General features: G+C 65.4%; 18 protein-coding genes. 12 read left to right on the top strand and 6 right to left on the bottom strand.

The features are described 5' to 3' along the window. Nucleotides 1-57 precede the first annotated feature (57 nt). From HZF03_RS22525 to HZF03_RS22495, 7 genes are all read left to right on the top strand, one after another. The gene (locus HZF03_RS22525; protein ID WP_011160016.1) at nucleotides 58-594 is read left to right on the top strand and encodes a PAS domain-containing protein; all 537 of its coding nucleotides are present in this window, start codon (nucleotides 58-60) and stop codon (nucleotides 592-594) included. Continuing rightward, nucleotides 557-1,879, top strand: coding sequence for a methyl-accepting chemotaxis protein (locus tag HZF03_RS22520; RefSeq protein WP_119018246.1), 1,323 nt, complete (start codon nucleotides 557-559; stop codon nucleotides 1,877-1,879). Before HZF03_RS22525 ends, HZF03_RS22520 begins: the two co-directional genes overlap by 38 nt. Nucleotides 1,880-2,074: 195 nt before the next feature. Continuing rightward, nucleotides 2,075-3,181, top strand: a complete 1,107-nt coding sequence (locus HZF03_RS22515; protein WP_119018245.1) for an efflux RND transporter periplasmic adaptor subunit — start codon at nucleotides 2,075-2,077, stop codon at nucleotides 3,179-3,181. After that, nucleotides 3,182-6,277: an efflux RND transporter permease subunit gene (locus HZF03_RS22510; protein ID WP_119018244.1), complete on the top strand. Its 3,096-nt coding sequence runs from the start codon at nucleotides 3,182-3,184 to the stop codon at nucleotides 6,275-6,277. Continuing rightward, nucleotides 6,274-6,579, top strand: a complete 306-nt coding sequence (locus HZF03_RS22505) for a DUF3240 family protein (protein WP_011160012.1) — start codon at nucleotides 6,274-6,276, stop codon at nucleotides 6,577-6,579. Before HZF03_RS22510 ends, HZF03_RS22505 begins: the two co-directional genes overlap by 4 nt. A gap of 199 nt (nucleotides 6,580-6,778) precedes the next feature. After that, nucleotides 6,779-7,834 carry a YeeE/YedE family protein gene (locus tag HZF03_RS22500; protein WP_119018254.1) on the top strand — a complete coding sequence of 352 codons (1,056 nt, stop codon included), beginning with the start codon at nucleotides 6,779-6,781 and terminating at the stop codon, nucleotides 7,832-7,834. A gap of 231 nt (nucleotides 7,835-8,065) precedes the next feature. Continuing rightward, nucleotides 8,066-8,518 carry a DsrE family protein gene (locus HZF03_RS22495; protein ID WP_119018122.1) on the top strand — a complete coding sequence of 151 codons (453 nt, stop codon included), beginning with the start codon at nucleotides 8,066-8,068 and terminating at the stop codon, nucleotides 8,516-8,518. On the opposite strand, the gene HZF03_RS22490 is transcribed toward HZF03_RS22495, so the two are convergent. The 3 genes from HZF03_RS22490 to HZF03_RS22480 form a co-directional block, all read right to left on the bottom strand. Further along, nucleotides 8,433-9,635: a YeeE/YedE family protein gene (locus HZF03_RS22490; RefSeq protein WP_119018123.1), complete on the bottom strand. Its 1,203-nt coding sequence runs from the start codon at nucleotides 9,633-9,635 to the stop codon at nucleotides 8,433-8,435. The genes HZF03_RS22495 and HZF03_RS22490 overlap by 86 nt on opposite strands. Nucleotides 9,636-9,711: 76 nt before the next feature. Continuing rightward, the gene (locus tag HZF03_RS22485) at nucleotides 9,712-10,086 is read right to left on the bottom strand and encodes an ArsR/SmtB family transcription factor (RefSeq protein WP_011160008.1); all 375 of its coding nucleotides are present in this window, start codon (nucleotides 10,084-10,086) and stop codon (nucleotides 9,712-9,714) included. A 38-nt stretch (nucleotides 10,087-10,124) separates the two neighbouring features. Further along, on the bottom strand, nucleotides 10,125-10,529 hold the full coding sequence (locus HZF03_RS22480; RefSeq protein WP_179906224.1) for a thioredoxin fold domain-containing protein: 405 nt from the start codon (nucleotides 10,527-10,529) through the stop codon (nucleotides 10,125-10,127). A 40-nt stretch (nucleotides 10,530-10,569) separates the two neighbouring features. On the opposite strand from HZF03_RS22480, the gene HZF03_RS22475 reads away from it, so the two are divergent. Then, on the top strand, nucleotides 10,570-11,313 hold the full coding sequence (locus tag HZF03_RS22475; RefSeq protein WP_119018125.1) for a cytochrome c biogenesis CcdA family protein: 744 nt from the start codon (nucleotides 10,570-10,572) through the stop codon (nucleotides 11,311-11,313). Between the two features lie 28 nt (nucleotides 11,314-11,341). Continuing rightward, nucleotides 11,342-11,935 carry a SoxW family protein gene (locus HZF03_RS22470; RefSeq protein WP_119018126.1) on the top strand — a complete coding sequence of 198 codons (594 nt, stop codon included), beginning with the start codon at nucleotides 11,342-11,344 and terminating at the stop codon, nucleotides 11,933-11,935. A gap of 140 nt (nucleotides 11,936-12,075) precedes the next feature. Here the strand turns inward: HZF03_RS22470 and HZF03_RS22465 are convergent, their stop codons facing one another. From HZF03_RS22465 to soxA, 3 genes are all read right to left on the bottom strand, one after another. Further along, entirely contained in the window at nucleotides 12,076-12,573 is a 498-nt protein-coding gene (locus HZF03_RS22465) for a GlcG/HbpS family heme-binding protein (protein ID WP_119018127.1), read from the bottom strand. Between the two features lie 171 nt (nucleotides 12,574-12,744). Further along, entirely contained in the window at nucleotides 12,745-13,488 is a 744-nt protein-coding gene (gene soxX / locus HZF03_RS22460; RefSeq protein WP_119018128.1) for a sulfur oxidation c-type cytochrome SoxX, read from the bottom strand. A gap of 13 nt (nucleotides 13,489-13,501) precedes the next feature. Continuing rightward, nucleotides 13,502-14,323 carry a sulfur oxidation c-type cytochrome SoxA gene (gene soxA / locus HZF03_RS22455; RefSeq protein WP_119018129.1) on the bottom strand — a complete coding sequence of 274 codons (822 nt, stop codon included), beginning with the start codon at nucleotides 14,321-14,323 and terminating at the stop codon, nucleotides 13,502-13,504. Nucleotides 14,324-14,508: 185 nt separating this feature from the next. On the opposite strand from soxA, the gene soxY reads away from it, so the two are divergent. From soxY to soxB, 3 genes are all read left to right on the top strand, one after another. Beyond that, nucleotides 14,509-14,973, top strand: coding sequence for a thiosulfate oxidation carrier protein SoxY (soxY, locus tag HZF03_RS22450; RefSeq protein WP_011160001.1), 465 nt, complete (start codon nucleotides 14,509-14,511; stop codon nucleotides 14,971-14,973). Nucleotides 14,974-15,011: 38 nt separating this feature from the next. Continuing rightward, nucleotides 15,012-15,341, top strand: a complete 330-nt coding sequence (soxZ, locus tag HZF03_RS22445) for a thiosulfate oxidation carrier complex protein SoxZ (protein WP_119018130.1) — start codon at nucleotides 15,012-15,014, stop codon at nucleotides 15,339-15,341. Nucleotides 15,342-15,483: 142 nt separating this feature from the next. Continuing rightward, nucleotides 15,484-17,181 (top strand): thiosulfohydrolase SoxB, encoded by a 1,698-nt coding sequence (gene soxB, locus HZF03_RS22440; protein WP_119018131.1) that lies wholly within the window; start codon nucleotides 15,484-15,486, stop codon nucleotides 17,179-17,181. Nucleotides 17,182-17,206 lie beyond the last annotated feature (25 nt).

The following is a 17,206-nucleotide window of genomic DNA, read 5'->3' as shown; positions in this document are numbered from 1 at the left end:
AAAGTCAAACCCCTGAACTTACCTAAAACAGAGGCGTTCCCTCCAAGGAGAAAGGCGATGGCTGTCGAAATCCGCCCGACCGGCAAGGAAGTGTTCTTTCCGGCGGGTGAGCTGATCGTCTCCAAGACCGACCTGAAGGGCCGCATCACCTACGCCAACAGCACGTTCTGCCACATCGCGGGCTACAACGAGGCGGAACTGCTCGGCCAGCCGCATAGCATCATCCGGCATCCCGACATGCCGCGCGCGGTGTTCCGCCTGGTGTGGGACACGATCGCGGCGGGCCGCGAGATCTTCGGCTACGTCAAGAACATGGCGCGCAGCGGCGACCACTATTGGGTGTTCGCGCACATCACGCCGTCATTCGACGAGCACGGCAACATCGTCGCCTATCACTCCAACCGTCGCACGCCGGATCCGAGCGTGGTCGCCAATGCGATCGCGCCGCTCTACGCCGAGGTGCTGCGGGTCGAGCAGGGTCACGCCAACGGTAAGCAGGCGGTCGAGGCCGGCCTCAAGGCGCTGACGGATTTCGTCGCCTCCAAGAAAGTCAGCTATGACGAACTTATGTTCGCTCTCCAAAGCGCAGCTTAACCTCGCCGTCATCATCATCGCATCGTCGATCGCGCTGGCGTTGGAGGCGCTGGACTATCGCCCGGCGGCGATGACGATTCAGGGCTTTGCGATCCTGGCGAGCTGTCTGGCGCTTTATCGCATGGTGCAGACCACGCGGCTGATCAGCCAGGCCCGCGAGGTCTGCCTACGAATTGCCGCCGGTGACTTCGAAGCCCGCATCTTGCGCATTCCCGACAATGGCCGCACCGGCGACATGCTGCGCGCCGTCAACGACGTGATCGACGGTTGCGACGCTTTCGTGCGCGAGGCGACCGCGGCGATGGACGCGGTGCAGCACCGTCGTTACTTCCGCCGCATCCTGCCCGGCGGCTTGCACGGCGCACTGCTGCGCGGCGCCAAGACCATCAATGCCGCCACCGACAGCATTGAACAGCGGATCAACACGTTCGCTCAGCAGGCGGAGCAGCTCGAGAATGCTGTCACCGGTGTGGTGTCGTCGCTCGACGAGGATTCCCGCGGCATGCGCGACACCGCCGGCAGCCTGACCAGCGGCGCTTCGCTCACCCGCGAGCGCCTAACCACGGTCGCCGCCTCGGCCGAGCACGCCAGCAGCAACATGCGCAGCGTCGCCGCCGCCACCACCGAACTATCGGCGAGTGCCCGCGAGGTCGGCGCCGAAATAGGGCGCTCGGCCGAAGTGGTCGGCCGCGCGGTGAGCCGGGTGTCGGAAGCTGCCGCCAACGTTGCCAGCCTGCGTAGCGTCGCCGAGCGGATCGCGGAGGTGGTGAAGTCGATCGAAGTGATCGCCGGCCAGACCAACCTGCTGGCGCTGAACGCGACGATCGAAGCGGCGCGCGCCGGCGAGGCCGGTCGCGGCTTTGCGGTGGTCGCCGCCGAAGTGAAGGCTCTGGCCGAACAGACCGCCAAGTTCACCGGCGAGATCGAGGCTCAAGTCGAGCACGTCCATAGTGCCGCCGACCTCGTCAGCCGTTCGATCGGCGAGATCGGCGCGGTGATGACCGAGGTCGATGACATCACGGCGGCTGTCGCCGGCGCCGCTGAAGCCCAATCAGCCGCCACGGCCGATATCGCCAAGAACATTGAGCAAGCCTACGACGTCGTCAGCGAAATCACCGGCAGTATCCAGACCGTCACCGAAAGCGCCCGCGATACCGAGCAATACGCCGCCTCGACCATGACGGCCTCGACCCATTTGTCGTCGCAGTCGGAGACGCTGGCGCACCGGATACGCGACTATCTCGCCCGGGTCCGCGCCGACATGCTGGCTCAGCGCGCGGCCTGAGGGGCCGCCTGGAGCTTGCTGAGAATCACTGGCGGTTAGCTTCTGCCGGCGCAAACCGGCCGTTGACGCTGGCGGCGGATGGGCCTGTCAGCAACCTGTCAGCCGCGGTAGCATAGGAGAGCAGCTCGTTGCGGCGGCTGCGGGGAGCCGGCGCGTCCGGCATCCCAGGCCGGCACAGGTGCCAGTGACAGACCCATGCTCCGCCTCTCGACGATTCCGACTTTGCTGATGGCCGCTATGCTGGCGTGCGCGACTGCGCATGCCGGCGACGAACTGTCGATTTCCAAGCAGCAGGCCGAGCGTGTCGGGATCGAGACCTCGCCGCTGGAGAAGCAGCCAGCCGCCGCCGGGCTCAGCTTCCCCGGCAAGATCGCGGTGCCGCCGGATCGCAGCCGGCTGATGAACGCGCCGCTCGGCGGCCGGATCGAGCGGCTGTTGGTGCGCACTGATTCAGTCGTGAAGGCCGGCGATCTTCTGGCCGAGATCCAGAGCCCTGCGCTCGCCAATGCCCAGGCCGAATATCTCGTCGCCTACAACAAGGAGCGGCTGCTCAAGACCAATCTCGACCGCGAGGAGCAGCTTGCGCCCTATGGCGCGGTGACCAAGAAGCAGGTCATCGTTACCCAGAGCGAATACGAACAGGCCCGCGCCACCGCGGCCGAGCGTCGCCAGGCACTGCTGCATTACGGAATGACCGAAGCTTCTGTCGAGAAGCTGGCGGCGAGCCAGAAGCTCGACCCCAGGCTGACCCTGATCGCGCCGATCGACGGTGTGGTGCTGGAAAGCCCGACCACGCCGGGCCAGACCGTCGAGGCGCTGGCGCTGGTGTTCAAGCTGGTGCAGCTCGCGCCGCTGTGGGCCGAAATCCAGGTGCCGGCGCTGCGGGCGGAGGATTTCGCGGTCAGCGCCCGCGTCACGCTGCGCGGCCATGATTGCATCGGCAAGGTGGTGTCGATCGGCTCCAGCGTCGAGCCGACCTCGCAGACCGTGATCGTCCGCGCCCAGTTCGACGAGCCCGATACGGACTTGCGGCCCGGCCAGGTGGTCGAGGCGCAGATCGCCCCTATCACCAGCGGCTCGGCCGAATGGCGCGTGCACAGCGGCGCAATGGTGCGGCGGGGCAAGGACGCGTTCGTGTTCGTGCAGACCGACGGCGGCTTTGTCGCCACGCCGGTGAAGATCCGAGAGGAGCTTCCCCAATTCGCGGTGGTCAGCGGCAGCTTTCGCGGCGACGAGCGGATTGCGGTGCGTGGCATCGCCGCGCTGAAGGGCGCCTGGCAGGGACTCGGCGGGGTCGAGTAAATGCTGACCCGTCTCGTCGAGTTCTCGCTGTCGCATCGCCTGCTGGTGGTGCTGGCCACGCTGCTGCTGATCGGCGCCGGTGTGCTGGCGTTCCGGCATCTGCCGATCGACGCGTTCCCGGACGTCTCGCCGGTCCAGGTCAAGATCATCATGAAGGCCCCGGGTATGACGCCCGAGGAGGTCGAGACCCGGGTGACGATGCCGCTCGAGCTCGAGATGCTCGGCATCCCCAACAAAACCATCCTGCGCTCGACCACCAAATACGGCCTCGCCGACGTCACCATCGATTTCGCCGACGGCGTCGACATCTATTGGGCCCGCAACCAGGTCGCCGAACGGCTCGCTTCGGCGATGAAGGATATGCCCGACGGTCTGACCGGAGGTCTCGCGCCGATCACCACGCCGCTCGGTGAGATGTTCATGTTCACCATCGAAGGCGGCGACCTGACGATGGCCGAACGGCGGACGCTGCTCGACTGGACCATCCGTCCGGCGTTGCGGACGCTGCCCGGCGTCGCCGACGTCAATTCGCTCGGTGGCTTCGTCCGCAGCTTCGAGATCGTGCCCGACAATTTGGCGATGGCCTCGCACGGCATCACCATCGATATGCTGGAGAAGGCGATCGAGAAGAACAACCGCAATGGCGGCGCCGGCCGGCTATCGGCCGGCGAAGAGGTGCTGCTGGTCCGCGTCGACGGCCAAGTCCGCACGCTCGATGATTTGCGCGATATCGTGCTGGCCTCGCGTGAAGGCGGCATGGTGCGGGTGCGCGATGTCGCCGAGGTGCGGATCGGCAGCATCACCCGCTATGGCGCGGTGACGCGCGACGGCCAGGGCGAAGCGGTTCAGGGGCTGGTGCTCGGACTGCGCGGTGCCAATGCGCGTGACGTTGTCGAAGGCGTTCGCGCCAAGTTCAAGGAGCTGGAGCCGACGCTGCCGAAGGGCGTCACGCTGAACGTGTTCTACGACCGCGGCGACCTGGTCGGCCGCGCCGTCGGCACGGTGTCGAAATCGCTGCTCGAAGCCGTGGTGCTGGTGATCGTGCTGTTGATCCTGTTCCTCGGCGACTGGCGCGCCGCGCTTGTGGTGGCGTTGACGCTGCCGCTGTCGGCGCTCGCCACTTTCGTGCTGATGCGCTGGGCCGGAATGTCGGCCAATCTAATGAGCCTTGGCGGTCTCGCAGTTGCGATCGGCATGCTGATCGACGCCGCGGTGGTTGTGGTCGAAAACGTCGTGTCGCATCTGGCGCATGATCGGCACGCCGCGCAGGTGCCGCTGTTGCATCGGATCTACCAGGCTCTGCGCGAAGTCGTGGTGCCGGTCACTTCGGGCATCGGCATCATCGTCATCGTGTTCCTGCCACTGCTGACACTGCAGGGGCTGGAAGGCAAGCTGTTCATCCCGGTGGCGCTGGCGATCGTGTTTGCGCTCGGCTCGTCGCTGCTGCTGGCGCTCACTGTGATTCCGGTGCTGGCGTCGCTGCTGCTGAAGACCGCCGGTCACGGCGACACCTGGCTGGTGCGCAAGATCAGCGCCGGCTACATGCCGGTGCTGCGGTTTGCCCTGCATCATGAGAAGGCGGTGCTGGCGGTGTCGGCGCTGGCGCTGGTCGCCACCGTGTTCGCCTATGCGCAACTCGGCAAGATCTTCATGCCGACGATGGAAGAAGGCACGCCGATCATCAGCGTCGAGAAGCTGCCGTCGATCGGGCTTGAGGAGAGCGTCAATCTCGATCTCAGGATTCAGCAGGCGGTGATGAGCGCGGTGCCGGAGGTCAGGAGCATCGTGGCCCGCGTCGGCTCTGACGAACTCGGCCTCGACCCGATGGGCCTCAACCAGACCGACACCTACATCATCCTCAAGCCCGAGGCAGAGTGGCGCCGGCCGCACGATAAAGACTGGTTGTTGGGCGAGCTGCGCAAGGCGCTCGCCGGCTTCCCGGGCATCGGCTTCTCGTTCACCCAGCCTATCGAGATGCGGGTGCAGGAGATGATCATCGGCGCTCGCGGCGACGTGGTGGCGAAGATTTTCGGCACCGACATCCCGACGCTCAACAGGCTGGCCGAACAGATCACCGCAACGTTGAAGACGCTGAAGGGCGCCGAAGACGTCCGCACCGCGCTGAACGAAGGGTTCGAATACTACAATGTGGGCATCGACCGGCTGCAGGCCGGCCGGCTCGGGCTCGACGTCGACGCGCTCACCGAGGCGCTCCGCACCCAGATCGAAGGCCGTCAGGCCGGCATCGTGGTCGAAGAAGGCCGCCGCACGCCGGTGCTGATCCGCGGCACCGAGTCGCTCCGCGAGTCCCCGGCGCGGCTTGCCGGCATCAATCTGGTGCTCGCCGACGGCAAGTCGGTGCCGCTCGCCAACGTCGCCAAGCTGGAGCGGATCGACGGGCCTGTGAAAATCGACCGGGAGAACGGCAAGCGGCTGGCGCTGGTGATGAGCAACGTGTCGGGCCGCGACCTGGTCGGCTTCGTCGACGAGGCCAAAGCCGCGGTCGCCGCCAAGGTCAAGCTGCCGGAAGGCTATAGCATCGTCTGGGGCGGCCAGTTCGAAAACCAGCAGCGCGCCGCGGCTCGGCTCGGCATCGTGGTGCCGATCGCGCTGGCCTTGGTGTTCCTGCTGCTGTTCGTCACCTTCTCGTCGCTGCGGCAGTCGCTCCTGGTGTTCATCAACATCCCGTTCGCGCTGATCGGCGGCGTGTTCAGCCTGCTGATCACCGGCGAATATCTGTCGGTGCCAGCCTCGGTCGGCTTCATCGCGCTGCTCGGCATCGCGGTGCTGAACGGTTTGGTGCTGGTGTCGTATTTCAACATGCTGCGCGGCCAGGGGCTGCCGCCGGATCAGATCGTCGAGCTCGGCGCGCAGCGGCGGCTGCGGCCGATCCTGCTCACCGCCAGCATCACCGGGTTCGGCCTGGTGCCGCTGCTCTACGCTACCGGTCCGGGCGCCGACGTGCAGCGGCCGCTGGCAGTGGTGGTGATCGGCGGCCTCGTCACCTCGACGCTGCTGACGCTGGTGATCCTGCCGGTGCTGTATCGCCGCTTCGGGATTCCTCCGGCTCCGAAAACGCAGGAGGCTCAGCCATGAGCGTTATGGTGCTGACCCTGCTGGTTCCGGTGACGCTGAAGGACGATGTGATCGCCGCGATGCTGTCGCACGGGCCGACCGCGCGCGCCGGCTTCACGGCGCGGGAGGTCGAAGGCTACGGCCGCGATGTCGACTACGACAGCGTGGTCGAGCAGGTTCGCGGCCACACGCTCTCGGTCGAGATCGTCGTCACGGCCGAAGACGCCGAATTGCGTGGCCTGCTCGATGCGATCGGCGATGAATTCGCTGGCCGCGGCCTGCGCTGGCGCATCGTGGCGGCGCCGGCCGTCGGGACGCTTTGATCGAGAGGCCACCGGTTCCGCGTCGGAGCGGGAGAATAATTTCGCCTTTCGAGCTCTGCGGAGAGCATGATTCTCTCCACCCCGAAACGCGCCTGCAACTTCCTGCTTAATTTTCGGGCCGTATTTACCGGTATCCGGGCGATGCGTACATCCAGCCGCGTACGGCGGCCAATTGGCGCGCCGGCTGGAGGACTGGTCGATGCAGATGCCGGAATTGGTGATCGTGCTGGGCTTCGCGATCGGCGCTGCGTTCGGCGTCGCCGGGCTGCTTAGCGGCTTCTGCCTGACGAGCGGACTGCGCGACTACTGGACCAAGGACGATGGCCGCAAGCTGCGCAGCTACGCAGTGGCGCTGGCGGTCGCGATCATCGGCACTCAGCTGATCGCCGGCCTTGGCTATGTCGACATCGGCAAGTCGTTGTATCTGCAGCCGTCGTTCTCCGCCCCGCTGATCTTCCTCGGCGGCCTGATGTTCGGCCTCGGCATGGTGCTGGCGAACGGCTGCGCGTCGCGCGCACTGGTGTTGCTCGGCAAGGGCAATCTGCGCTCGCTGCTGGTGGTCGGGATCATCGCGGTCGCGGCGCAGATGACTCTGAAGGGACTGATCGCGCCTGCTCGGCTCGCGTTTCTGCAATGGACCCAGGTGTCGCCGCCGCACGTCTCGGTGCCGTCGCTGATCGGCGTGCTCGGCCTCGGTGAGGCCTTCGCCCAGATCGCCGCGGTGCTGATCGCGGCCGGTGCATTGCTGGTTTTCGCATTCTCCGATCGCTCGTTCCGTCGCGCCACCGGCCAGATCGCCGCCGGCTTGGTGATCGGCCTGCTGGTCGTCGGCGGCTGGCTCGCCACCGGTTACTTCGGTGCCGACGAGTTCAACCCGAACCCCGCGACGTCGCTGAGCTTCGTCGCGCCGCTGGCCGATACGCTGCAATATGCGATGTTCTCAACCGGACTGACGCTGAGCTTCGGCGTTGCGCTCGCGGTCGGCGTGTTCGCCGGCAGTGCTGCGACAGCGTTGCTCACCGGCCGGTTTGAGCTGGAGGGCTTCACCTCGGCGCCGCACATGCTGCGCTCAACGGTCGGCGCTGCGCTGATGGGCGCCGGCGGTGCGATGGCCTATGGCTGCTCGGTCGGGCAGGGCCTCACCGGCCTGTCGACGCTGGCGCTGCCGTCGTTCATCGCCGTGGCCGGAATCGTCGGTGGCGCCGCGCTCGGCATCCGCCGCTTCGCTCCCATCGCTGCGCTGGCGACGCGGTGAGAGTTAGGGTAGTCATTCCGGGGCGCGCGTGAAACGCGCGAACCCGGAATCTCGAGGTTGCTTGACAAGAGATTCCGGGTTCGCGAGCTGCGCTCGCGCCCCGGAATGACGACCCAAGTCATCTCATCTGACTTGACGGCAACGTGATCACTTGGCCCCGCTGATCCTTTGATGACAGCGACAGCCGGTGCGGCTAGCGTGCGCGTCAAACAAACGTCCGGGAGGAGTACGATGAAGTTGTTGTTCAAGGCTGCCGCTGCGGTAGGGCTGCTGATTGCCGCTGCGGCCCCTGGCTTTGCGGCCGATGCCAAGCCGCACCGGGTCGCCATCCAAGTCGATCAGAACGACCCCGCGGTGATGAACCTTGCGCTCAACAACGCCGCCAACATCATCGAGTACTACAAGGCCAAGAACGAGGACGTTCAGGTCGAAGTCGTCACCTTCGGCCCGGGTCTGCACATGCTGCGCACCGACTCATCGCCGGTGAAGGATCGCATCAAGCAGATCGCCGACGGCGCGTTTCCCTCCAGCATCAAATTCGCGGCCTGCGAGAACACCAAGACCGGCATGGAGAAGCATGAGGGTCACGCCGTCAGCCTCATTCCGCAAGCGAGTGCGGTGCCGTCGGGTGCGGTGCGTCTGATGGAGCTGCAGGACGACGGCTGGGCTTATTTGCGGCCGTAAGCGCCGGTGCTCGGCGCCGTTGCAGAAGCTCGCGCCAGGCATCGAACCGGCGACGGATCAGCTCACGCGGTGAGCCGTCGACCAGCACGGCGATGCCGATACGGGCGCCAAACATCATGCCGACAATGGCGATCGGCCACGACAGCGCCATCACCGACCCGGCGGTGATGCCCTGGCCGATGGTGCAGCCGCCGGTCAGGATGCCGCCGAACCCCATCAGCGCTGCGCCGGCGACGTGACGGCGCATTTCATGGTCGTCGTCGAACGCTTCCCAGCGCAGCTCATCGGTGTGCCAAGCAGCAATAAACGCGCCTGCGACGACGCCGAACACGGTGCCGACGCCAAAGTCGGCGAAATTGGCGACGTTGAGCAGCCCCGCATAGACGGCCTTGCCGACCGTCGAGACGAAGGTCAGGCTTTGCGGATGCACCGGCCCAGCGAATGGGTCAGCGAGCTTGGTGGTGGCGAGCCAGCCGACCACCGTCAGCACGCCGAGCGCGACGCCGGCCGCCAGGAGCCGCGGCGTTCGCCGTAGCCGCTTGTCGCCGAGCGCAATCAAGCACAGCACGCCGCCGCCGAGCGCGGTGATCACCGCGCGCAAATCCATGCCGGACAGATGCTGCGTCAGTGCCGCGAGGTCGGTGTTGACGCCCTCCGGCATCGTGATGGCGAAACGTTCCAGCACGGTGATGCGGAAGCCGGAGAACATGCCGCGCAGGGTCGCATAGGCGGCGCCGCCGAGCACCAGGATCACCACGAAGCTGCGCAGATCGCCGCCGCCGAGCCGCACCAGGGAGCCGAAACCGCAGGTGCCGACGAACGCCATGCCGATGCCGAACAGCACGCTGCCGATCGCGATCGAAATCAACGGCAGCGCCGGGGCGGTGTAGTTGGATTGTCCGGGATCGAGCTGGCCCGCGATCACCAGTGCCTGGGTGCCGAGCAGCGCGATGCCGAGCGCGAGACCGAAGATCCGCAGGCGACGCGTGTCGCCGCCCATCAGCGCATCTTCCACTGCGCCGAACGAGCACAGCCGCGCCAGCCGCACGAAGAAACCGGCGGTGACGCCGACGCACAGGCCGGCCAACGCGAGCATCCAGGCGGATGCGTCCTGCATGGGGTTCCCTCGTTTGCGCGCAGACGTCCGATACGCGTCCGCGTTCGCTTGTTGTTAGCGTGCCGCGAGGGAGGGCTTACTTCTGGCCGTCCCGCGCGGACGAGCAGAAGATATCATAGATCACCGAGATCACGCGACGGACGTCGTCATTGGCCAGGCTGTAGTAAATGGTCTTACCATCCCGCCTGGTGTCGACCATGCCGTCGTAGCGCAGCCGTGCGAGCTGCTGCGAAACAGCCGACTGCCGCAGCGACAGGATGTTCTCCAGTTCGCTGACAGAGCGTTCGCGCTCGGCGAGCAGGCACAGCAGCAACAGCCGGTTCTCGTGCGACACCGCCTTGAGGAAGTTGCTGGCCTTGCGCGCCCGGCGCATCAGCATGTCGAGCTCGGGCGAATACTCCGCGCCGTCGCGCAGTTCGGTCTCGATATCGGGTTCGAGGATCGGTGGCATGGCGATCAGCTAACGTCTCCGTTGGCGTTGCGATACGATCAGATGTGACTGCGCGGCGGCTGCGGCGCAATCTTGGCGGCGAGCGCGCCGAGCAGGCCCCAGAACGCGTCGTCGTTGATGTAGCCGGTGATACGTCCGACCTCGCGGCCCTGGTCGATCACCACGAAAGTGGGCGTAAAACGCACCGGACTGGCAAGTCCGAGGGCAGGATCTTTGTTGTGGTCGATGTTGATGCGACGCAGCGGCAGCAGCTTCGCTTCATCGGTCTTGGGGTAGATCGGGCCAACGTCACGATCCCAGCGTGCGCACCAGACGCAGCCGTCGCGCTCGAACATCACCAACTCGGCCGCGTGCGCCGCCACAGCTGATAGCTGCGCCGCACCCAACAGAATCGCGCCGATGAGAGTCGATTTCAGCATCTTCCCGATCATTCCATGATACATATAGACGAATTCGCATGTATGCACTAGGGGCGGAAACGCGGTGGTTTCGAATATCTCGCTGGTCGGCGCCTTCGGGGCCGGGGTGCTGTCGTTCCTGTCGCCCTGCGTGCTGCCGTTGGTTCCGCCATATCTGTGCTTCCTGGCCGGCGTCAGCCTCGATCAACTGACGCGCGGCGCTGATCAGCCGTCCAAGACGGTCGATGGGCGCGTGGTTGCCGCCTCGCTGGCGTTCGTGCTCGGCTTTTCCACCGTGTTCGTCGCGCTCGGTGCGTCCGCCTCGGCGATCGGCAAGGCGGTGACCGATCATTTCGAGGCGCTCGGCGTCGTGGCCGGGGTCATCATTATCGTGCTCGGGCTGCATTTCCTCGGCGTGTTCCGGATCGGCCTGTTGTATCGCGAGGCCCGGTTTCACAACGTCAGCCGCGGCGTCGGCTTGCTCGGTGCCTACGTCGTCGGCCTCGCCTTCGCGTTCGGCTGGACGCCGTGCGTGGGACCGGTGCTGGCGACGATCCTGCTGGTCGCGGGCGTCGAGGGCTCGGCGGCGCACGGGGCGGTGCTGCTCGGCGCCTATTCGCTCGGGATCGGCCTGCCGTTCCTGCTGGCGTCGCTGTTCTCCGGCGCATTCATCCGGCTGATGGCGCGGCTGCGGGCGCAGATGGCAACGGTCGAGAAAGTCATGGGCGGCGCATTGGTGCTGACCGGCGTGCTGTTTCTCACCGGCGCGATGCCGAAGATTTCCGGATGGCTGCTGCAGACCTTTCCCGCCTTCGGCGAGATCGGCTGACGGCGCCCGGCCATAGGGAGGACAGGTGATGACAAAGACTGGAATCTCGCGCCGCGGCGCCATTGCCGCGCTGGGATTGGGTGCGCTCGGCGCGCTGTCGCTGCGGCCTGCGCCGGCAGCGGCGGCGGAGCCGGTGCTCGGCGATGACGGGCTGTATCAGCTCGACTGGTACCTGCAGAGCTTCCTCGATCTGAAGGAGGATCTCGAAGGCGCCACTGCCAAGGGCAAGCGCTTCGCGATTCTATGGGGCCTCAAGGGTTGCCCGTACTGCAAAAAGCTGCACGACGTGCACATGCGCGATCCAGCGATCGAAAGCTACATCCGCGACAATTTCGAGATCGTGCACCTCAATCACATCGGCGCCCGCGAAGTCACCGATTTCGACGGCAGCAAACTGAGCGAAAAGGGGTTCGCCCAGGCCTATGGCATCCGCTTCACCCCGTCGCTGCAGTTCTTCCCCGAGGGCGCCGACGGTCTCGCCGCCAAGAAGCCGCAGGACCGCGAAGTCGCCCGCATTCCCGGCCTGCTCGAGCCGCCGGAATTCCTGGCGATGTTTAAATATGTTCGGGAAAAAGGCTACCAGTCGATGCCGTTCACCGACTGGCTGAAACGGCCGGTGTAGCAACTCGTCATTCCGGGGCGCTCGCGCTCAGCGAGCGAACCCGGAATCTGCCGCGGGCACAGCTTGGCAGTTGCCCCGCACACGAACCTCGGGGTTCCGGGTTCGCGCTTCGCGCGCCCCGGAATGACTCGGTGTGGCGTTTAGAAGTCCAGCTTGTCCTTGATCGCGTCGATGCCTGCTTTGGCGCAGGCTTCGTCGGCTTCACCGCCGGGAGCGCCGGAGACGCCGATGCCAGCGACCAGCGAGCCGGCGGCCTCGACGATCAGTCCGCCGCCGAGCACGACGACGCCGGGCAGGTCGCGAAGGCCGGATTGCGGCATGCCCGGTTTGGTCATGTTGGCGAGTTCGCCGGTGCCAGTCTTGAACGACACCGCGGTCCAGGCCTTGCCGGTCGCGGTGCTCGGGGTGTGGGCGCCGGCGAAGCGGTCGCGCAGCATCACCTGCGGCAGGCCGCTGCGGTCGACTACGGTCACCGCGACCTGAAAGCCCTGCTTGCGGCATTCGCCGAGCGCCGCCTTGGCGGCGTCGAGCGCGAGTTCCGGGCTGAGCGACTTGCTGGTCACCAGCGCGTCGTCGGCGTGGGCCGGAGCGGCCAGCAGCGTGAGGCCGACTACGACTAATCCGATCCTACTGAGCATCAGACTGCTCCATGTTCGAGAAGGAATTGTCTCTCGTCTGTCGTCTTTGCGAGGAGAGAGGCGACGAAGCAATCCGGTGTCGATGAAGGACTGGATTGCTTCGCGGAGCCTGTCATCGGGCGGCGCGTTGCGCCGACCCGTTCGCTCGCAATGTCGCAGGCTTTGGTGGTGCTATTCCTTGTTCACCGGCGATTCCGGATCGAACAAGAACGCCATCACATCCTTGATCTGCTGTTCGGTGAGGAAGCCGTTGGTGCCGAACCGCGGCATGTTCGAGCACGGCACCACAGCCTGCGAATTGTAGATCTTGGTGTAGGCCTGCTTGATCTCGGCTTCAGTGTAGTTGCGGTCCTTGCCGTAGTGGGTGAGGCTCGGGCCGAGGGTACCGAACGACACTTCCGACTTCGCCATCTGATGGCAGGCGTAGCAGTTGCCGCCGTGCACCGTCTCCGGCTTGTCGGAGAACTGGCCGCCCTGGCCGTTATTGGCGATTTTGGCGCCGTCCTTCCAATTGCCGAGGAATTTGCCGTCGGCCGGATACGCCACCTTGGCGATCTCGCGCTTCATGATCGCATCGCCGACTTCGTGCGGCACATCGTTGCGATATTTGTTGCAGGCCTGCATCGTCTCGTCGGGGACGATGCGCTGCTGCCAGTCTTCCGGTGCCTTGCCGAACGTCGCCTTGATGTAACCATCGACGGTCTCGGGCGAGACCTTTGAGGCGGCGCTCGCGGTTTTGGCGGGAGCCGGCGAGGGGCCGGGCTTCGTCGCCTCCACCGCTTTGTCGGCAGCCTTGCTCATCGCGCCGGCCGGCTTGCTGACCGGCTGATCGGCCGCGCGGCTCGCGATCGGGGCGGCGCAGATCAGCGCGCCGCCGAGGGCGAGCGCCAGCATCGAAACGTGCAACTTCGTCATGGCGTCGCCTCCCTCAGCGCTTGATCGATGGTACGGCGAGTTCGCCGCCCGCCGCGATCTTGTTGAGATACAGCGTCAACGCGGTGATGCCGTCGGAGCCGTATTCCGGCGCCGGCCAGCGCTGTTGGCGATAACAGTCCCACAGCCGGTGCTGGAACGTGCGTAGCGCGCTCTGCGACACGCGGTAGGTCGGCCAGCTCGCCATCGTCACTTGCGCGTCCTTGCCGGGGCCGGCGAGGTAGGGCAGGGCCTGCAGGCGGATGCGTTTGCCTTCGGCGCCGTGGCAGGTCGAACACGAGAAATCCATCACGCCGCCGCGGCGGTGGAACAGCTCTTCGCCGACTGCGGCCATTTCCTGTTCTTTAGGATGGCTGAGCTGTGGCTCGATCTTCATGCCGGTGGATTTGTTGGCAATGAACGCCACCAAGTCTTCCATGTCGGACGGCTTGCCGGGGCCTGAGAAGCGGCGTGCGACCACGTCCTTGGTGTCGAGCCCCTGGATGTTTTGCATGCACCACAGCAGGCGCTGCTCCAGATCCATCACCCGGTCGGCGTCCTTGAAGTAGCGCGGCAGCTGCGCGAACGCGCCTTCGAGCCTGCCGGCGCCGAGACCGAGATCGCAGCTTTCGAGCGAGACGTTCTTGGTGCCGCGCTTCTCCGCCCACAGCTGTTCGCCGCGATCGACCGCAAGGAATCCGGGATTGGACATCGGGTCGGAAATCATCTCGCGATAACGCTCGATTTCCTTCTCGCTGGCGTCCTGCGCTTTGGCGACGATCGGCATTGTGCAGAGCACAACGGCGATCACCGCCGATAGAGCGGTGATGGGTCTCATATGTCCTCCCTCCTCCGGCGACCGTCTTGTGAGTTGCGGCCGTGATACCTCGGCGAGCTGCCCGGCATCTTTACATTCAAGAAAAACAATATAATGATGTTTGCAGATCATGACCGATCGCGCTTGCAAACGTCAAGCGTTAGTATGGCAAGGGACGCGAAAGACTCCCTGATGGAGGATGCCCAATGGTGTTCATGAAGACCGAGACGAGCCGTCGCGAGGCGTTGGCGCTGGCGGGCATCGCCGGCCTTGCCGCGCTCCTGGCGCCGCGGATGTCCTTCGCCGATGCGGCGATGGTCGATGCCGAGATCAAGAAGCTGTATGGCGACAAGAAGTTCGACAGCGGCAAGATCAAGCTCGACGTGCCGGAGATCGCCGAGAACGGCCTGGTGGTGCCGATCACCGTCGAGGTCGAAAGCCCGATGACCGATGCGGACTACGTCAAGGCCGTGCACGTGTTCGCCGACGGCAACCCGATGCCCGGCATCGTCAGCTACAAGTTCACCCCGGCCTGCGGCAAGGCTTCGGCCTCGACCCGGATGCGGCTGGCGCAGACCCAGAACATCATCTGCATCGCAGAGATGTCGGATGGCAAGCTGTACTCGACCAAGTCGAGCGTGAAGGTCACCATCGGCGGCTGCGGCGGCTAATCCGGCAACGGCAAACAAATCCAGGCGAGGAAATTCAAATGTCCGTCAAACCGACTCCGCGCGTCCGCGTTCCGACCCAGGCCAAGCCGGGCGAACTGATCGAAATCAAGACGCTGATCTCGCACGAAATGGAATCCGGTCAGCGCAAGGACGCGTCCGGCAAGATCGTGCCGCGCAAGATCATCAACACCTTCACGGCCCAGTTCAACGGCAAGATGGTGTTTGAGGCCGAGTGGAATCCGGCGATCTCCGCCAACCCGTATCAGTCGTTCTTCTACAAGGCGTCGGAGACAGGCGAGTTTGCCTTCCTGTGGAAGGACGATGACGGCTCGGTGTACGAGTCCAAGCACAAGCTGACCGTCGCCTGATCGCGACCAACGTCACGACGTAACTATCCGCCGTAGACCACCGGGAGCCGGATCGGCTCCCGGAACGAGGATCTGCGGCCGAACCAACGGTCGCCTGTCACGGCGGCGGTGCCCAACGCGGCGCGAAGCAAGGGATGAAACGATGATCTCGAGGCGGGAATTCCTGCAGGCGACGGCCGCCGCATCGGCACTGACGATCGCCGGCAGCCTGGGGCCGATCGGGCGGGTAGCGGCCCAGCAGCGGCTGACCCAGGGCGACATCCTGAAATTCGATCCGCTCGGCACGGTGACACTGCTGCATATCACCGACACGCACGCGCAACTCGTGCCGCTGCATTTCCGTGAGCCCTCGGTCAATCTCGGCGTCGGCGAGGTCAAGGGCAAGCCGCCGCATCTCACGGACGAGGAATTCCGCAAGTACTTCCACATCGCCACCGGCTCGCCGGATGCGTTCGCGCTGACAGCGGACGACTTCACCTTGCTTGCCCGCAACTACGGCAAGATGGGCGGCTTCGACCGGATCGCCACGCTGGTCAAGGCGATCCGCGCCGAGCGCGGCGCCGACAAGGTACTGCTGCTCGACGGCGGCGACGCGCTGCAGGGCAGCTGGAGCTCGCTGAAGAGCAACGGTCAGGACATGATCGATGCGCTCGCCGGGCTCAAGGTCGACGCGATGACCGGCCATTGGGAGTTCACCTACGGCGCCGACCGCGTCAAGGAAATCGCCGAGAAGGCGCCGTTCGCGTTCCTGGCGCAGAACGTCCGCGATATCGAATGGCAGGAGCCGGTGTTCGAGGCTCGCAAGATATTCGAGCGCGGCGGCGTCAAGATCGCGGTGATCGGCCAGGCGTTGCCGCGCACCGCGGTCGCCAATCCGCGCTGGATGTTTCCGAACTGGGAGTTCGGCATCCGCGAGGAGGACATGCAGAAACAGGTCGACGATGCGCGCGCCGAGGGCGCCGCGATCGTGGTGCTGCTGTCGCACAACGGCTTCGACGTCGATCGCAAGCTCGCCGGCCGGGTGAAGGGGCTCGACGTTATCCTCACCGGCCATACCCATGACGCGATGCCAGGCGTGATCAAGGTCGGCGACACCGTGCTGGTGGCGTCGGGCTCGCACGGCAAGTTCGTGTCGCGGCTCGACATCAAGGTCGACGGCGGCAAGGTCGCCGACATCCGCTTCAAGTTGATGCCGGTGTTTGCGGATGCGATCGCGCCGGATCTGGAGATGGCCAAGCTGGTCGAGAAGCTGCGTGCGCCTTATGCCAAGGATCTCGCCCGCGTCGTCGGCAAGACCGACTCGCTGCTGTATCGCCGCGGCAATTTCAACGGCACCTTCGATGATCTGATCTGCGACGCGATGCTGAAGCAGCGCGACACCGAAATCGCGCTGTCGCCGGGCTTCCGCTGGGGCGGCACACTGCTGCCGGAAGAGGGCATCACCTGGGAGGCGATCACCAACGCCACCGCGATCACCTATCCGAACTGCTACCGCACCGAGATGACCGGCGAGCAGCTCAAGAACGTGCTCGAAGACATCGCCGACAACATCTTCCATCCCGACCCTTACTATCAGGGCGGCGGCGACATGGTGCGCACTGGCGGCATGGGCTACGCGATCGACATCTCCAAGGAGATGGGCTCGCGCATCTCCAACATGACGCATCTGGCAACCGGCAAGCCGATCGAGGCGTCGAAGAAGTACACGGTGTCCGGTTGGGCCAGCGTCAATCAGGGCACCGAAGGTCCGCCGATCTGGGAGGTGCTGGAGAAGCACGTCGCCAGCGCCGGCCCGGTGAAGATCGAACCCAACAGCGCGGTCAAAGTCTCCGGCGCCTGATGCGCGCCGGAGCAGCGGACCGGTG

It is taken from the genome of Rhodopseudomonas palustris (assembly GCF_013415845.1).
Lineage (GTDB): Bacteria > Pseudomonadota > Alphaproteobacteria > Rhizobiales > Xanthobacteraceae > Rhodopseudomonas > Rhodopseudomonas palustris_F.
Note: the sequence above shows the minus strand (reverse complement) of the source record. Positions and strands in the feature narration are given on the sequence as shown.

Bases quoted from the DNA above. Each gene is read 5' to 3' on its own strand.
- HZF03_RS22525 (WP_011160016.1), top strand. From the start codon at position 58: ATGGCTGTCGAAATCCGCCCGACCGGCAAGGAAGTGTTCTTTCCGGCG.
- HZF03_RS22520 (WP_119018246.1), top strand. From the start codon at position 557: ATGACGAACTTATGTTCGCTCTCCAAAGCGCAGCTTAACCTCGCCGTC.
- HZF03_RS22515 (WP_119018245.1), top strand. From the start codon at position 2,075: ATGCTCCGCCTCTCGACGATTCCGACTTTGCTGATGGCCGCTATGCTG.
- HZF03_RS22510 (WP_119018244.1), top strand. From the start codon at position 3,182: ATGCTGACCCGTCTCGTCGAGTTCTCGCTGTCGCATCGCCTGCTGGTG.
- HZF03_RS22505 (WP_011160012.1), top strand. From the start codon at position 6,274: ATGAGCGTTATGGTGCTGACCCTGCTGGTTCCGGTGACGCTGAAGGAC.
- HZF03_RS22500 (WP_119018254.1), top strand. From the start codon at position 6,779: ATGCAGATGCCGGAATTGGTGATCGTGCTGGGCTTCGCGATCGGCGCT.
- HZF03_RS22495 (WP_119018122.1), top strand. From the start codon at position 8,066: ATGAAGTTGTTGTTCAAGGCTGCCGCTGCGGTAGGGCTGCTGATTGCC.
- HZF03_RS22490 (WP_119018123.1), bottom strand. From the start codon at position 9,635: ATGCAGGACGCATCCGCCTGGATGCTCGCGTTGGCCGGCCTGTGCGTC.
- HZF03_RS22485 (WP_011160008.1), bottom strand. From the start codon at position 10,086: ATGCCACCGATCCTCGAACCCGATATCGAGACCGAACTGCGCGACGGC.
- HZF03_RS22480 (WP_179906224.1), bottom strand. From the start codon at position 10,529: ATGTATCATGGAATGATCGGGAAGATGCTGAAATCGACTCTCATCGGC.
- HZF03_RS22470 (WP_119018126.1), top strand. From the start codon at position 11,342: ATGACAAAGACTGGAATCTCGCGCCGCGGCGCCATTGCCGCGCTGGGA.
- HZF03_RS22465 (WP_119018127.1), bottom strand. From the start codon at position 12,573: ATGCTCAGTAGGATCGGATTAGTCGTAGTCGGCCTCACGCTGCTGGCC.
- soxX (WP_119018128.1), bottom strand. From the start codon at position 13,488: ATGACGAAGTTGCACGTTTCGATGCTGGCGCTCGCCCTCGGCGGCGCG.
- soxA (WP_119018129.1), bottom strand. From the start codon at position 14,323: ATGAGACCCATCACCGCTCTATCGGCGGTGATCGCCGTTGTGCTCTGC.
- soxY (WP_011160001.1), top strand. From the start codon at position 14,509: ATGGTGTTCATGAAGACCGAGACGAGCCGTCGCGAGGCGTTGGCGCTG.
- soxZ (WP_119018130.1), top strand. From the start codon at position 15,012: ATGTCCGTCAAACCGACTCCGCGCGTCCGCGTTCCGACCCAGGCCAAG.
- soxB (WP_119018131.1), top strand. From the start codon at position 15,484: ATGATCTCGAGGCGGGAATTCCTGCAGGCGACGGCCGCCGCATCGGCA.